Source organism: Pseudoclavibacter sp. RFBI5 (genome assembly GCF_002931395.1).
In the GTDB taxonomy this organism is placed as follows: domain Bacteria; phylum Actinomycetota; class Actinomycetes; order Actinomycetales; family Microbacteriaceae; genus Pseudoclavibacter.
Genome location: NZ_PSYA01000013.1, coordinates 237,170 through 251,317 on the forward strand (window position 1 = coordinate 237,170; position 14,148 = coordinate 251,317).

Consider the following 14,148-nt stretch of genomic DNA (forward strand, 5'->3'; position numbering starts at 1 on the left):
GGACGTGTCAACGAACATGTGCACTCGAATTGTGTGGCCCGACGCCAACGGGTCCGTCATCGTCGGCCGCAACATGGATTTCCACATGGATCTCCTCACGAACCTCTGGAAGTACCCGCGCGGCATCGAACGGGCCGACGGGGTCGAGGGAAACCTCACCTGGACGGCCAAGTACGGCAGCATCGTGGCGACGGCCTTCGACCTCATCGCCACCGACGGGATGAACGAGGAAGGATTCGCCGGGCACATCCTGTGGCTCGCCGAGTCGGAGTACGGAAAGCCGAACGACAAGACGACTCAGCTGAGCCAGTCGGTCTGGCTGCAGTACTACCTCGACAACTTCGCGACGGTCAAGGAGGCCGTCGCGTGGACCAAGAAGTCGCAGGTGCAGATCTCGCAGCTCTTCGACCCGACAGGACACCTGGTTCCGACCCTGCACCTCGCGATCAACGACGCCACGGGAGACTCGGCCATCATCGAGTACACGAGCGGCAAGCCGACGGTGTATCACAGCCGTGACTACAAGGTCATGACGAACTCCCCGACCTACGACAAGCAGCTCGAGCTCGCGAAGAAGATCGAGGGGCTCGGCGGCGATCAGCCCTTGCCCGGGTCGACGCTGGCGAGCGACCGCTTCGCTCGTGCGTCCTTCTACGTCGAGCACCAGGTGCAGCCCAAGACGCAGCTGGATGCGATCGCCGCGATGTTCAGCATGATCCGGAACGCGGCGCAGCCGTTCCGGACGCCGGAGCCCGGCAAGCCGGACGCGTCGCAGACGATCTGGCAGGTGGTGCTCGACCTCACGAACAAGCGCTACGTGTTCGAGTCGACGACCCGTCCCAACATCGTCTGGGTGGACTTCGACGAGGTGAGCTTCGCCGAGGGTTCCAAGGTGCTCAAGCTCGACCTCGTCGGCCAGCTCGCGCTCGAGGGCGGACTCGCCGGCAACGTGAGCCACAAGTTCACCGACGTCGGCCCGGAGGCGACGGAAGTGCTCGCGGACGGCGTCAAGGCGCTGGAGTTCGTGGCGAACAAGAAGGATGACTTCCTCGCCGTGAAGACGCTCGTGCAGGACCTCGTCGGCAAGAAGGGCTAGTCCGAGCGCGGCGGCGGGCGCCCCTCCTCGGGGCGCCCGCCGTTGACGTCTCGGGGCGCCCGCCGTTGACGTCTCAGGGGGTCGGAGTAGGGGAGAGCATCATGCGGGAGGGTTCTGATGGGAACTGACGGCGTGGTCAGCGCTGCCCTCTCGATCAAGCAGGTGCTGGTGGCGGTCGGTCTGGTCTCCGTCGCGGCGCTCATCCTCGGGGCCAGCCAGTTCCTTATCGGCCCGAACACGGCCGCATCCGGCTACCTGACGATCCTCTTCCTGCTCTCGATCATCCGCGCGGGGAGCTGGCGGGCTCGGCTCTTCTCCGTGGGCTGGTCGCTCGCCATCGCAGCCCTCGGCTTCGCGGTCGGGGGTCTCGGGCTCTGGGTGACGCTCGCCGCAGTCGTCTTCGTCTGCCTCGTGCAGGCCTTCGTGACGGTCGGCGAGACGGCATTCCTCACGCGGTCTCCCGTGAACCTGCTGGCGTTCGCAGCGCTGTCGCAGTCGGGCGCCGAACTCTGGCAGGCGATGCTGGGGTCCGCAATCGGCGCGGGGGTCGTCGTCGGCTTCGCCTCGCTCGTGAAGGCGAGGTCCCACGCTCACGAGCCTGGCTCGCCGCTCGTCGACCGGATCGCCTACGGTGCGGTCACCGCGGGCGGATCCTTCCTCATCGTGTTCGCCTCGGAGCTGCTGGAGTTCCCCTACCGCGACTGGACGCTGCTCTCGTTCAGCGTGATCCTGGCCGTGGGGTCGGACCAGCGCGCGAAGCGCGGCTACCTCAGGGTGCTCGGATCGGTCGCCGGGGTGCTCCTCGCGATGCTCGCGTCGATGCTGCCGCAGCCGATTCCGCTCGTCCTGGCCGGCCTCTTCCTCGTGCTGTGCGTCGCGTACGTCAACGCCGGGGAGTACGCGCTGTTCGTGCTTTTCCTGACGCCCGCCATCCTCCTCACGGCCGCCTCGGAGCTGTCCACCTTCGCGCTCGGGATCTACCGACTCGAAGCGGTGCTCTTCGCGACGCTCGTCGCGCTGCTCGGTGGGCTCGTCATGAACTTCATCACCAGACGCTCCGGTGACGGGGAGATCGTCGAAGCCGCGTGAGACCGAGCGGGTCGGCTAGCTCCGCGCCTTCTTGGGGATGACGACCTCGCGCACGAGCAGCACGATGCCGGCGGCGAGCGGGATCGCGACGAGGGCGCCCACCAGGCCGAGCAGCGTTCCACCCGCGAGGGCGGCGATCAGGACGAGGGAGCCGGGGATCTGCACGGCCTTCGACATGACGCGCGGCGTGAGGATGTACGCCTCGACCTGCATGTAGACGAGCATCGCGACGAGGACGATGAGCGCCGCGATGGGGGAGGCGAACAGTGCGATCACGGTCATGAAGATCGTGGTGATGATGGTACCGATGAGCGGGATCAGCGTGATGAAGAAGCAGATGACCGCGACGATGAACGGGTAGGGTGCGCCGACGATCCAGAGCAGGAGCCCGCTGAACACCGCGTTGATGAAGGCGAGCACCACCATGCCGTTGAGGTACGAGCCGACGGAGGCCATGATCCGCTCCGCGTACTCCTCGAAGCGGGGGCGGACCGAGGCGTTGATGAGCGAGTAGCCCGCCTGCTTGATGCTGCCGAGCGTCGCGATGAAGTTGAGGGTCAGGATGAAGACGAACAGTCCGGTGCTGACGCCGTTGACGATCGTCGTCCCCACCTTCAGGGCGCCGCCGCCGACGGTCGCCCAGGTGTTCGGGTCGGTTGCCGTCTTCTGCGCCCAGTCGAGGGCGTTGGTGGCGGCGCCGTTCGTGGCCTTGTTGACCGTGTCGAACCAGCCCTCGTTGTTGATCCGGGTGATCTCCTGAGGAATGGTCGTCGCGAGGGAGGTGATCTGGTTGACCAGAATGGGCACGACGATCCAGATGAGCCCGGCGACGATGAGGATGAAGACGACGATCACGGAGATGATCGCCATTCCTCGCTTGAGTCCGAGACGCTGGAGGAGGCGAATCAGCGGGTCGAGTCCGAGGGTGATGAAGAATGCGATGAAGACGGAGAGAACCACCGACTGCAATTGAATGACGGTGGTCGCGAGAAGCGCAGCCAGGAGAAGTCCGATTGCCACGGAAAAGGCCCACATGACGGGATTGCGACGAAAGAGATCAGTCGCTGTGCTGCGAATATCGGGCATCAAAAGGCCTTCTTCTGAGGGAATTTTCTCTAAGGCTAGAGCACAAGCGGCTCCGTACGACTCGTCGCGGTGGGCGGTAGGGCGACCTCGGGTGCCGGCGGTGCGAGCGGAGATGCCGCTATGTATGCATAGCCTGGCAGTTCGGGCAGAATCGTTGCCCGAGGGGCTGACTGTGCATACATTGAGGGGTGTCGAAACGAGGGGACTCCATGCTCGCCAGTGACCGGGTCTACGCGGTGCTCCGTGAGGAGATCCTCGCGGGCGCGCTCCCGCCCGGAACGGTGCTGACCGAGGTCGAGCAGGCCAGTCGACTCGAGGTGTCTCGCACGCCGGTCCGCGGTGCATTCACGAGACTCCTCGCCGACGGGCTCGTGCGCAGCCAGTCGCCGAGAGTGCTGCTCGTCTCCGAGATCAGCGCAGAACGTGTCGTCCAGCTCTACGAGCTGCGGGAGGCGCTCGAGACGCAGGCCGCCGCGCTCGCGGCGATGCGCCGAGACGAGCGGCCGTTCGAGTCCATCCGGATCCGCCTGCTGCACGCGCCAGAGCTTCTCGAGCTCGGCGAAGCCGGCATCGCCGACTACTTCGAGCTCGTCGACGCCCTCGACCGGGCGATCGACGAGGCCGCGGCAAGCGACTACCTCAGCGTCGCGCTCGAATCGTGCCGCCTCCACTCCTCGCGAGTGCGCAGGCTCGCGAGCCACAACCCCGAACGCCTGCGGGAAGCCGCGAGCGAGCACCTCAGCGTCGTCGACGCGATCCTCGCCCGCGACCCCCGCCTCGCCTCGCACGCGACCCACGTCCACCTGCACCGCAGCCTCACGACCGCGCTCTCCTCCCTGCAGTCGAGCGCTCCACGACCAACTCCTCCAGAAGGGATCCTCCACACGTGAATCTCCACGACGTCCGAGTCCACCGCAGCGACGAGAACCTCGAGCGCCGCGACCAGCTGGCGTGGAAGATCGCCGAGGTCGCCGCCGATCCCGTCCCCGTCCAGGCCGAGGTGACCGACATGGTCATCAACCGCGTCATCGACAACGCCGCAGTCGCGGCCGCCTCGCTCACCAGAGCCCCCATCGTCGCCGCCCGCGACCAGGCACTCGCGCACGGCGTCTCACGTCACGGCGCCGGCTCGACGCTCTTCGGGCTCGAAGACGCGCAGCGAACCTCACCGGAATGGGCGGCCTGGGCGAACGGCGTCGCGGTTCGTGAGCTCGACTACCACGACACGTTCCTCGCCGCCGAGTACTCGCACCCCGGCGACAACATCCCGCCGATCCTGGCGGTCGCCCAGCACCTCGCTGGCCAGCGAGCCATCTCCGGCGAGCAGGTCGTTCGCGGCATCGCGACCGGCTACGAGATCCAGATCGACCTCGCCAAGGGCATCTGCCTGCACAAGCACAAGATCGACCACGTCGCCCACCTCGGCCCATCAGCGGCGGCCGGCATCGGGACGCTCCTCGGGCTCGACGCGGAGACCATCTTCCAGGCCGTCGGGCAGGCGCTGCACACGACCACGGCCACACGTCAGTCGCGCAAGGGCGAGATCTCGACCTGGAAGGCGCACGCGCCGGCCTTCGCGGGGAAGATGGCCGTGGAGGCCGTCGACCGTGCCATGCGCGGCCAGACCAGCCCCACCCCCATCTACGAGGGCGAGGACGGCGTCATCGCCTGGCTCCTGGGAGGTGTGGATGCGCGCTACCAGGTGCCCCTCCCCGCCGCCGGAGAGTCCAAGCTCGCGATCCTCGACAGCTACACGAAGGAGCACTCCGCCGAGTACCAGGCGCAGGCCTGGATCGACCTCGCGCGCAAGCTGCACAACGAGCACCCCCAGCTCGCGACTGCGCCCGATCGCATCGAGCGCATCCTCATCCGCTCCTCCCACCACACGCACTTCGTGATCGGCTCCGGCGCGAACGACCCGCAGAAGTACGACCCGACCGCCAGCCGCGAGACCCTCGACCACTCGATCCCCTACATCTTCACCGTCGCGCTGCAGGACGGCGCCTGGCACCACGTGGGCTCCTACGCGCCGGAGCGAGCCGCCAGGCCCGACACCGTCGAGCTGTGGAAGCGCGTCGTGACCGAGGAGGACCCGGAGTGGACCCGCCGCTACCACTCGCTCGACATCGCCGAGAAGGCGTTCGGCGGGAGCGTCGAGATCCTGCTCGCCGACGGAACCGTCATCCGTGACGAGATCGCCGTCGCCGACGCGCATCCGCTCGGTGCGCGGCCGTTCGCGAGGGCCGAGTACATCCACAAGTTCCGCACCCTCGCCGCAGAAGTCGTCGAGGACCACGAGATCGAGCGCTTCCTCGACACCGTGCAGCGGCTCCCCGAGCTCGCCCCAGGTGAGCTGGGCCAGCTCGGCTTCGTCGCGTCGCCCGGCGTCATCGAGTTCAACGAAGGCGGAGGGATCTTCTGATGCTGTACGCCAAGACCAGCCCCGCAGAGAAGCGCGCGGCGTTCCGAGCGAGTCTCGCCAGCGGGGAGCTGCTGCGCTTCCCTGGCGCCTTCAACCCGCTCTCGGCTCGCCTCATCGAGCAGAAGGGCTTCGAAGGCGTCTACATCTCCGGAGCCGTGCTCTCCGCCGACCTCGGCCTGCCCGACATCGGGCTCACGACGCTCAGCGAGGTCGCAGGGCGTGGCAGGCAGATCGCCCGCATGACGGAGCTGCCGGCCATCATCGACGCCGACACGGGCTTCGGGGAGCCCATGAACGTCGCCCGCACCGTGCAGGAACTCGAAGACGCCGGCCTCGCGGGCATGCACATCGAAGACCAGGTCAACCCGAAGCGCTGCGGGCACCTCGACGGCAAGCAGGTCGTCGACGAGGAGACGGCGCTCAAGCGCATCAGGGCGGCCGTGGATGCGCGGCGAGACCCCAACTTCCTCGTCATGGCCCGCACCGACATCCGCGCCGTCGACGGGCTCGACGCATCCATCGACCGCGCCAGGAAGCTCGTCGACGCGGGCGCCGACGCCATCTTCCCTGAGGCGATGGCATCGCTCGAGGAGTTCGCGGCCATGCGCGCGGCCGTCGACGTGCCGCTGCTCGCCAACATGACGGAGTTCGGCAAGAGCGAGCTCTTCACGGTGCAGCAGCTCGCCGACGTCGGCATGAACCTCGTCATCTGGCCCGTCTCGACCCTCCGCATCTCGATGGGCGCGACGGCCGGGGCGCTCGACGAGCTCATCAGCCACGGAACGCTCACGGGAAAGCTCGACGAGATGCAGCACCGCGCGGAGCTGTACGAGCTTGTCGACTACGAGGGGTATAACCACTTCGACAGCGGAGTGTTCAATTTCACCGTCAAGCGCTGACGACAGCAGCGTTCGGCACACAAGGAAGGGCAGGTCAACGATGACTGAGCAGGAGATCTACAAGGGCCTCGCAGGGGTGCCCGTCGACTACAGCGCCATCTCGAAGGTCAACCCGGAGACCAACTCCCTGCTCTACCGCGGCTACCCGGTGCAGGAGCTCGCGGCGCAGAAGAGCTTCGAGGAGGTCGCTCTGCTGCTGTGGGGAGGCGAGCTGCCGAGCGAGGCGGAACTCGCCGAGTTCGTAGCGCAGGAGCGCTCGGGCCGGGCGCTCGCCGACAACGTGCGCTCCATCATCGATGTCCTGCCCGTCACGGCGCATCCCATGGACGTCGTGCGGACGGCCGTGAGCGTCATCGGCGCCAATGACCCAGACGCGGACGACCCGTCGCCCGAGGCGGAGCTCGCGAAGGCGAAGGCCCTCTTCGCTGCGCTCCCCGCGATCGTGGCTTACGACCAGCGCCGCAGGCACGGCCTGGAGCTCGTCGAGCCTCGCGACGACCTCGACTACTCGCAGAACTTCCTCTGGATGACGTTCGGGGAGGAGGCCGCCCCCGAGGTCGTCGATGCCTTCCGCGTCTCGATGGTGCTGTACGCCGAGCACTCCTTCAACGCCTCCACGTTCACGGCACGCGTCATCACGTCGACCACGGCAGACCTCTACTCGGCGGTCGTGGGCGCGATCGGCGCGCTCAAGGGCGCCCTGCACGGTGGCGCGAACGAAGCGGTCATGCACACGTTCGCGGAGATCGGCGACGCGGCCAACGTCGAGGCCTGGCTCGATGACGCGCTCGCGAACAAGAAGAAGATCATGGGATTCGGGCACCGCGTGTACAAGAACGGCGACTCACGCGTTCCCACCATGCACGCCGCCCTCGAGAGCCTCGCCGAGCACTACGACCGACGTGACCTGCTCGAGCTCTCCGAGGCGCTCGAGCGGAGCTTCGGCGAGCGGAAGGGCATCAAGCCGAACCTCGACTATCCGGCGGGTCCGGTGTACCACCTCATGGGCTTCGACACCCCGACCTTCACGCCCCTGTTCGCTGCGGCGCGCATCACGGGATGGACGGCTCACATCATGGAGCAGGCCGGAGCCAACTCGCTCATCCGCCCGCTCGCCGTCTACAACGGCGTCGACGAGCGCCACCTCGAGGGCTGAGGCGGACAGGGCGGGGCTATCGGCCCGTCCCGGCCTGCGTCTCGAGGCTCTCGCCTCTCGGGAGGCTCGGCGCCGGGCTCAGCGGGGACGGATGCTTGCCGAGGTCGCCTGGAGCTTCGTCGCCTCGAGGCGATACAGCCCCCATGTGCCGCTGCGCTCGTAGGTGAGATACCCGCCGTCAACGAGGATCCGCAGGTGGTGCGAGGCCGTCGACTGCGCGCATCCGAGCGCTGAGACGAGTTCCGTCACGGTCGTCGGACGGTCCGGATTCGCGGCCACGAGAGACAGGATGCGCAGTCTCGTCGGGTCGGCGAGCACCTGGAGTCCGTGGGCGAGCGTGTTGGCGGTCGCCGCATCGAGCGGTGCGGCGGAAGCAGCACCGGCCCATGCGAAATCAGGCGCCGAAGTCACGCCCGCGACCACCCGTCTGGCCGACTCGGAGCTTCGTGCAGAGGTGCTGCAGGGTGCGGAGCTCGTCCGCGTCGAGCGAGCTGGTCATCCGCTCCTGGATGTTGCGCATGTGCGTGCGCGCCGCACGAGTGAACTCGGCGCGGCCCTCCGTCGTGACCTCGATGAGCGTCGATCGCAGGTCGAGCCGGTCGTCGATCTTCACGAGGAACCCGCGCTGCACCAGCCGATCGACGAGCCTCGACACCGAGGACTGCGTGATCAGCACGTTGCGGTTCAGGTCGCGGAGCCGGATGCGTCCCTGCGGCTCCCGCACGACGTTGAAGAGCACGTCGTACTCGTTCATCGACATGGAATTGCTCGAGAACTCGCTGCGGAGCTCCCGCATTATCGAGACCTGGGCTCGGAAGAGGGACTCCCAAGCCTCCACTGGGTTGCTCGTCGTCGGCATCCGGCCTCCAGCTTCGTCGTCTCGTCAGCTTCCGTTGCAGTGTACTGGCCAGTACATCAGGCGACGGAATCCGGCGCGACCACGCGGCGCGAGAGGCCGCATCCACTCGCCGCAATGCGGCGCAGAGGCCCGGTCCCGGCGGGGGATGGGGCCAGGCCGATCAGAGGCGGTCGGGTGACTGTGCGTTCGGGTAGAGCACCTCGACGTCGGCGTGACGGTCGAAGCGGTAGCCGGTGCCGCGGACCGTGCGGACGATGTCTCCGTAGGCACCGAGCTTGGAGCGGAGGCGGCGGACGTGCACGTCGATGGTGCGCTCGTTCGGGCGCTCCTCGTCGCTGTCGCGCCACAGGATGTCGATGATCTCGGTGCGGTCGACGGTGCGTCCCTCGCGCAGCACCAGCGCCTGGAGGAGCTCGAACTCCTTGTAGGTGAGGCCCGCGTTCTCACCGGAGACGCTCACGCGCTTGCGAGTCGTGTCGATCGTGACCCCCTCAGCGGAGTCCGGCAGGTGGTCCTCCTCGACCCCGCGGGCAGCGAGCGCCTGAGGGTCCTGCAGTGCGAGGCGGACGACGTCGACATCGCGACCGCCGGCGCCCTTCGGAGCCAGCGCGACGGCTGCATGCGTCTCGGCGTGCGGGGCGACTTCGGCGGTGACGCGCTTGAGCGCTTCGACGAGCTCGGTGAGCGTCGTCCCGTCGAGGTTGGCCTTCGCTTCGTCGAGACCGACGTAGAGGACGAAGCCGCGCGCTTCAGGCGCGGCGGGGACCGCCTGGACATAGGCGGGGCGAGGAGTTTCTGGGATCTGGGTCACGGCATTCAGGGTGCGAGGGCGGCGGAAGTCGGTAGCAAGCGACATGGGAGGAAGTCCTTCGAGGTGATGATGCTCATGGCACCCACCTGCGGGCGGGTGCTGCCCGCGACGGTTCGCGGACGGTGCCGAGGGGCTGGAGCCTCGGCGGGATGCGGTCGGGTGCAGAGAGCAGCGCGACCACGCTGGCCCAAGGGGCGCAGGGCTCCTTCTCCATGGGACGGGCCGTCATGAGAGAAGGGGGCGGGAAATGCGGCGACTCGACGGAGGGTGAGTTCCGGAGTCAGCGGCACATTCGACAGCACATCACGCTGCTGGGCATCATCATGCCAGCGGTTCCCGTCGCCGAAATGGCGGTCAGGGGTCGCGAGATGTTCGTCATGCCGCCAGTATCTTTCCCCGTGACGGCACATGTCAACAGATGACGCGAAGTTTATTCCGCGACGCCGTAGAGGCGATCGCCCGCATCGCCGAGTCCCGGCACGATGAAGCCGTCCTCGTTCAGCCCCTCGTCGAGGGCTCCGACGACCACCGTGACGTTCTTGTCGGCGAACGCCTCACGCATCTTCTCGATGCCTTCCGGGGATGCGACGATGCAGATGGCCGTGACGTCGACTGCCCCCGCGTCGAACAGGAAGTCGATCGCGGCGACAAGTGAACCGCCTGTCGCCAGCATCGGGTCGAGGGCGAAGCACTGGCGGTTCGCGAGGTTCTCCGGGAGGCGCTTGGCGTAGGTCTCCGGCTGCAGCGTCTCCTCGTTGCGGCGCATGCCGAGGAAGCCGACCTCGACGTTGGGGACGAGCTTCAGGAACCCGTCGAGCATGCCGAGGCCCGCGCGGATGATCGGGACGACCAGAGGAACGGGGTCCGTCATGCGCAGGCCAGTGGTCTTCGCGACCGGGGTCTGCAGCTCGTACGACTCGGTGCGGACGTCGCGGGTTGCCTCGTAGCTGAGGAGGGTCACCAGCTCTTCGACCAGCGAGCGGAACTGCTGCGACGAGGTCTTCTCGTCCCGCAGCACCGAGAGCTTGTGGGTGATGAGCGGGTGGTCGGCTACGTGCAGGCGCATGAAATACAGAGTAACGATGCTGGAGGCGTCCCGGTGACATCCGGTCGATGAGATCGTGGCCGTGATGGGAAGATGGGCGGCGTGTCACTCCACGTCGACGAGCGCCTGCACGAGCTCATGGGAATCGCTCTCGGTGAGGCCGAGCTGGCGCTCGCGAGCGCCGACGTGCCCATCGGTGCGGTCGTCACCGACGCTGCGGGCCAGGTCATCGCCACGGCGCACAACGAGCGGGAGCTGACCGGGGACCCGACGGGGCACGCGGAGGTGGTGGCGATCCGCCGCGCGGCCGAGCGCCTCGGTGTCTGGCGCCTCGACGGATGCACGCTCGTCGTCACGCTCGAGCCCTGCGCCATGTGCGCTGGGGCGATCCTCTCCTCGAGGGTCGGCACGCTCGTCTACGGCGCCTGGGACGACAAGGCCGGCGCCGTCGGCTCGCGCTACGACCTCGTGCGCGACCGGAGGCTCCCCGAGCGTGCTGTGGTCATCGCGGGGGTGCGCGAAGCGGAATGCGCGGCGCTCGTACGCGGGTTCTTTCGGGACTGAGCGCTCCGGCGCTCGCGCTGGTCAATCGACGGAGCGGATGACGATCGACTCGGTGCTCACGTGCACGTTGTGTCGCTCGGTCACGTCGGGCTCGACGAAGATCGACTCCGCGTGCGGGGCGGCCTCGCGCACGAGCGCGCGGAGCTGAGCGAGGACGGGAGGCAGATCGAGCACCTGCGGCAGGTTCAGCACCGAGACGCGGACTCCCACGAGCGTCACGCGGTCATCGACTTCCACGCTGCGCACCTGGAGCACCTCGCCCACGTGCACGTTTTCGAGCAGCAGTTCGCGAATGTGAGCGGCGAGTTCCTGATTCGGCACGAGTTCCCCTTCGACGGTGACGAGTAACGGCCAGCATACCGAGGCCACCTTGGCGCGTCTCAGAGCAGGTGCTGCATCGCGGCGTCCTTCATGGTGCATCCGTACAGTCGCGACGCCGACGCGGCTTCGACCGACCCTGTCCTCGGGCAGCGGGGAGGCGGCGCGCGAGGGCGCACGGCGGGCGAATGTCGGTGGTGCATCCGTACAATCCCGGTATGACGGCACTCACCTATGCGTTCCTCGGCGGCGGCAACATGAACGGCGCGATCCTGCGCGGGCTGCTGGATGCGCCCCTCGGCGAAGGGGCACGGGTCCACGTCACGACGAGGTCCGCGGCATCGGCGGCGGCAGGCGAGAGCGACGACCGGGTCACGACGACGGCGCTCGAGTCCGATGCGCGTGCGAACCTCGCCGCGGTCGAAGAAGCTGACGTCGTCGTCCTCGGCGTCAAGCCCTACCTGATCGGCGAGCTGCTCGACGAGATCGCGCCGGCGCTCAAGCCGGACGCGGTTGTCATCTCCGTGGCGGCAGGCGTGCGTCTCGAGAGCCTGGCGGCACGGCTTCCCGACGGCGCGCAGATCGTTCGCTCGATGCCGAACACGCCCGCGAGCATCGGTCTCGGCGTCACGGGCCTCGCGGCGAACGACTCGACAGGCGAGGCCGCGCTCGCGGTCGCCGTCGCGCTCTTCGAGAGCGTCGGCAGGGTGGCCATCATCGACGAGGACCGCATCGATGCGCTTGCCGCGGTCTCCGGTTCGGGGCCAGCGCACGTGTTCCTGCTCATCGAGCAGTACCTCGAGGCGACCAGGCGCCTCGGCTTCGACGAGGAGCTCGCGCGGCAGCTGGTCGTCGGGACGTTCGAGGGCGCAGTCGGCATGGTCGTCCGCGATCCCGAGACCGAGCCGTCCGAGCTGCGTCGGCGGGTGACGAGCCCCAAGGGAACAACCGAGCGCTCCGTCGCGGTGCTGCAGGACGCCGACCTCGCCGGCCTCTTCGAGCGTGCGTTCGACGCGAACCGGCGCCGATCCGCTGAGCTGGCCGCAGAGAACTCCTGAGTCCACACTCGCGCTCGCCCGCACGGCGACGGGCGACGAGGCGATCACTGCGTAGGCTTGGGCACTTGAACCAGGAGCGGGAGGGACGGCCATGAGCGGTCGACGGCACGTCTTCACAGAAGACCTCTACCTCGTGCTCGGCGTCTCCAGAACGGCGTCCCTCGAAGAGGTCCGTCGCGTCGGGCGTGCGAGGCAGCGAGAGTCCCACCCCGACCTCGGCGGCAGCTCCGACGACTTCGTCAGGGTGCGACTGGCGGTCGAGGTACTGACCGACGAGACGACGCGGCGGGAGCACGATGCGTGGCTCGCCGGTGGCGGCTCGCGTCATGTCCGCACCCAGCAGCGCGCGCAATGGGCTCCGACGAGCAGGCGCTCAGCCGGTGGCGGCGGGCGATTCCGCACGCCCCCTCGCGCCAGCACGAAGCGGGACTCGGCCGCCTCCGCCCCTCGTCGCAGCGCCCACGCAGAGCCGGCGACGCGGGACGCACCGCCGCCGTCGCGCATCCCCGCGCAGGTCTTCGACGTGCGGCGCATGGCGTGGTTCCGCACGCGCTGGCCCGAGCAGCCCGCCTACTGGCCGCCTGCGGTCGCCGCGAAGCGTCCGTACACGCGCCGTGAGCTGATGGCGGTCTCGATTCACGCTGCGATCGTCGTCATCGGTGCGCTCCTGCTCCTGATCGACGCGTCGTTCGTGCGCCTCACGGTTCCCACGTTCGGGCCAGGGGAGGAGCCGACCATGTGGCCCGCGGTGCTCGCCTACGTGGCGGTCAGCGCGGCTTGGCTGACCTTGCGACTGCGTGTCCGAGCCCAGCGCTGGGCTCTCGTGCTGTGGCTCGTGACGCTCGTGGTGGCCGTCGTCGCTGGCGTGCTGTCGGCGACGCTCGGTGTCATGTCCCTGTTCGCGACGACTGCAGGCATGCAGAACCCGGCGTTCGCGAGCCTGCTCGTGCAGGCCGCCATCTACCTCGCAGCTGCAGTGTCCGGCTACTTCGCCTGGTCCGGCCTCACGCAGCGCCGCGTCGCGGTGACCCGCGAACGACTCCTCGTCCAGCTCGCCAACGAGTCCGCGCCCCCGGCGGGTGACGGCAGGCGAGTCTGGGGTGAACCAGGCCAGACGGCGATGGACGCCGGCGGAACCGCGGGCGGCACGAACCCCATGCGGGCATTCCTCGCGCAGCGCTCGGTCGGCGAGCCCCTCGCCCAGCTCCTCCGCATCCCAGGCGTGCGCATCGTGCATGGCCTCCGGGTTCCAGGCCAGGGCACCGGATCGATCGCGCACGCCGTGATCAGCGGCCGCCGCGTGGCGCTCATCAACGACGAGCTCTGGGCGCCGGGCACCTACGGCATCTCGGCAGACGGCGAGCTCACGCACAACGGCGTCGCCTTCTCCTCGCCCGCGGCGGAGTTCCCGCACGCCGTCGAGCGATTCCACGAGCTGTTCGGCGAGATGTCGGTGGTTCGGGGGTGGATGACGGTCGTCGCGGAACGTGAGGGGGCGCTCGAGGTCGACAACGCGCTCACCTGGCAGCGAGTCAGGCTCGCCACCACGGAATCGCTGCTGCGCGAGGTCGGCGACTGGCTGGCCGGCGACGGCAACCGTGTCGACCGGCTGCTCCTGCGCGACCTCGTCGCCCACAAGCGCTGACGTAGCCGCACCCCGGGCGCCTCCCTCGCGCAGCGGAGAGACCGGATGAGGAATCAATCGTGCGGCTGATCCCCGGGCATCCGCTCGTCGGTAGCGTCGA

The 14,148-nt window shown here is 68.3% G+C and carries 15 protein-coding genes; 9 read left to right on the plus strand and 6 right to left on the minus strand.

Going from position 1 to position 14,148, the window contains the following annotated elements; all coding sequences use genetic code 11:
- The first annotated feature begins 16 nt into the window (after positions 1 to 16).
- Positions 17 to 1,096: a linear amide C-N hydrolase gene (locus C5E06_RS16690; protein ID WP_104243511.1), complete on the plus strand. Its 1,080-nt coding sequence runs from the start codon at positions 17 to 19 to the stop codon at positions 1,094 to 1,096.
- A gap of 117 nt (positions 1,097 to 1,213) precedes the next feature.
- Positions 1,214 to 2,185, plus strand: coding sequence for an FUSC family protein (locus tag C5E06_RS16695; RefSeq protein WP_104243509.1), 972 nt, complete (start codon positions 1,214 to 1,216; stop codon positions 2,183 to 2,185).
- Between the two features lie 15 nt (positions 2,186 to 2,200).
- Here the strand turns inward: C5E06_RS16695 and C5E06_RS16700 are convergent, their stop codons facing one another.
- Positions 2,201 to 3,205 (minus strand): AI-2E family transporter, encoded by a 1,005-nt coding sequence (locus tag C5E06_RS16700; protein WP_181062591.1) that lies wholly within the window; start codon positions 3,203 to 3,205, stop codon positions 2,201 to 2,203.
- Positions 3,206 to 3,480: 275 nt separating this feature from the next.
- Here C5E06_RS16700 and C5E06_RS16705 point away from each other — a divergent pair, with 275 nt between their 5' ends.
- Genes C5E06_RS16705 through C5E06_RS16720 form a run of 4 tightly spaced genes read left to right on the plus strand, consistent with a single transcriptional unit; the run spans position 3,481 to position 7,748 of the window.
- Positions 3,481 to 4,161, plus strand: a complete 681-nt coding sequence (locus tag C5E06_RS16705; RefSeq protein WP_104307608.1) for a GntR family transcriptional regulator — start codon at positions 3,481 to 3,483, stop codon at positions 4,159 to 4,161.
- Complete coding sequence (locus C5E06_RS16710) at positions 4,158 to 5,693, plus strand: MmgE/PrpD family protein (protein WP_104307609.1); 1,536 nt, start codon at positions 4,158 to 4,160, stop codon at positions 5,691 to 5,693. Before C5E06_RS16705 ends, C5E06_RS16710 begins: the two co-directional genes overlap by 4 nt.
- A complete protein-coding gene (gene prpB, locus C5E06_RS16715; protein ID WP_104307610.1) occupies positions 5,693 to 6,592 on the plus strand; it encodes a methylisocitrate lyase in 900 nt (299 codons plus the stop codon). The genes C5E06_RS16710 and prpB overlap by 1 nt, the downstream gene beginning before the upstream one ends.
- A gap of 40 nt (positions 6,593 to 6,632) precedes the next feature.
- A complete protein-coding gene (locus tag C5E06_RS16720; protein WP_104300446.1) occupies positions 6,633 to 7,748 on the plus strand; it encodes a bifunctional 2-methylcitrate synthase/citrate synthase in 1,116 nt (371 codons plus the stop codon).
- Positions 7,749 to 7,826: 78 nt separating this feature from the next.
- On the opposite strand, the gene C5E06_RS16725 is transcribed toward C5E06_RS16720, so the two are convergent.
- The 4 genes from C5E06_RS16725 to upp form a co-directional block, all read right to left on the minus strand.
- A complete protein-coding gene (locus C5E06_RS16725; RefSeq protein ID WP_181058082.1) occupies positions 7,827 to 8,159 on the minus strand; it encodes a helix-turn-helix transcriptional regulator in 333 nt (110 codons plus the stop codon).
- On the minus strand, positions 8,143 to 8,607 hold the full coding sequence (locus tag C5E06_RS16730) for a MarR family winged helix-turn-helix transcriptional regulator (protein WP_104243495.1): 465 nt from the start codon (positions 8,605 to 8,607) through the stop codon (positions 8,143 to 8,145). Before C5E06_RS16730 ends, C5E06_RS16725 begins: the two co-directional genes overlap by 17 nt.
- Positions 8,608 to 8,767: 160 nt before the next feature.
- Complete coding sequence (locus C5E06_RS16735) at positions 8,768 to 9,463, minus strand: winged helix-turn-helix domain-containing protein (RefSeq protein ID WP_104243493.1); 696 nt, start codon at positions 9,461 to 9,463, stop codon at positions 8,768 to 8,770.
- Between the two features lie 385 nt (positions 9,464 to 9,848).
- Complete coding sequence (gene upp, locus C5E06_RS16745) at positions 9,849 to 10,484, minus strand: uracil phosphoribosyltransferase (protein ID WP_104243489.1); 636 nt, start codon at positions 10,482 to 10,484, stop codon at positions 9,849 to 9,851.
- An 81-nt stretch (positions 10,485 to 10,565) separates the two neighbouring features.
- Here upp and C5E06_RS16750 point away from each other — a divergent pair, with 81 nt between their 5' ends.
- Positions 10,566 to 11,027 carry a nucleoside deaminase gene (locus C5E06_RS16750; protein ID WP_374953243.1) on the plus strand — a complete coding sequence of 154 codons (462 nt, stop codon included), beginning with the start codon at positions 10,566 to 10,568 and terminating at the stop codon, positions 11,025 to 11,027.
- 21 nt (positions 11,028 to 11,048) lie between these two features.
- Here C5E06_RS16750 and C5E06_RS16755 read toward each other — a convergent pair whose 3' ends face one another.
- On the minus strand, positions 11,049 to 11,348 hold the full coding sequence (locus tag C5E06_RS16755) for a hypothetical protein (protein ID WP_146080122.1): 300 nt from the start codon (positions 11,346 to 11,348) through the stop codon (positions 11,049 to 11,051).
- 215 nt (positions 11,349 to 11,563) lie between these two features.
- Between C5E06_RS16755 and proC the strand changes: the two genes are divergently transcribed.
- Together proC and C5E06_RS16765 are read left to right on the plus strand one after the other, a co-directional pair.
- Positions 11,564 to 12,403 (plus strand): pyrroline-5-carboxylate reductase, encoded by an 840-nt coding sequence (gene proC / locus C5E06_RS16760; RefSeq protein ID WP_104307611.1) that lies wholly within the window; start codon positions 11,564 to 11,566, stop codon positions 12,401 to 12,403.
- 91 nt (positions 12,404 to 12,494) lie between these two features.
- A complete protein-coding gene (locus C5E06_RS16765; RefSeq protein ID WP_104243483.1) occupies positions 12,495 to 14,048 on the plus strand; it encodes a DnaJ domain-containing protein in 1,554 nt (517 codons plus the stop codon).
- Positions 14,049 to 14,148 lie beyond the last annotated feature (100 nt).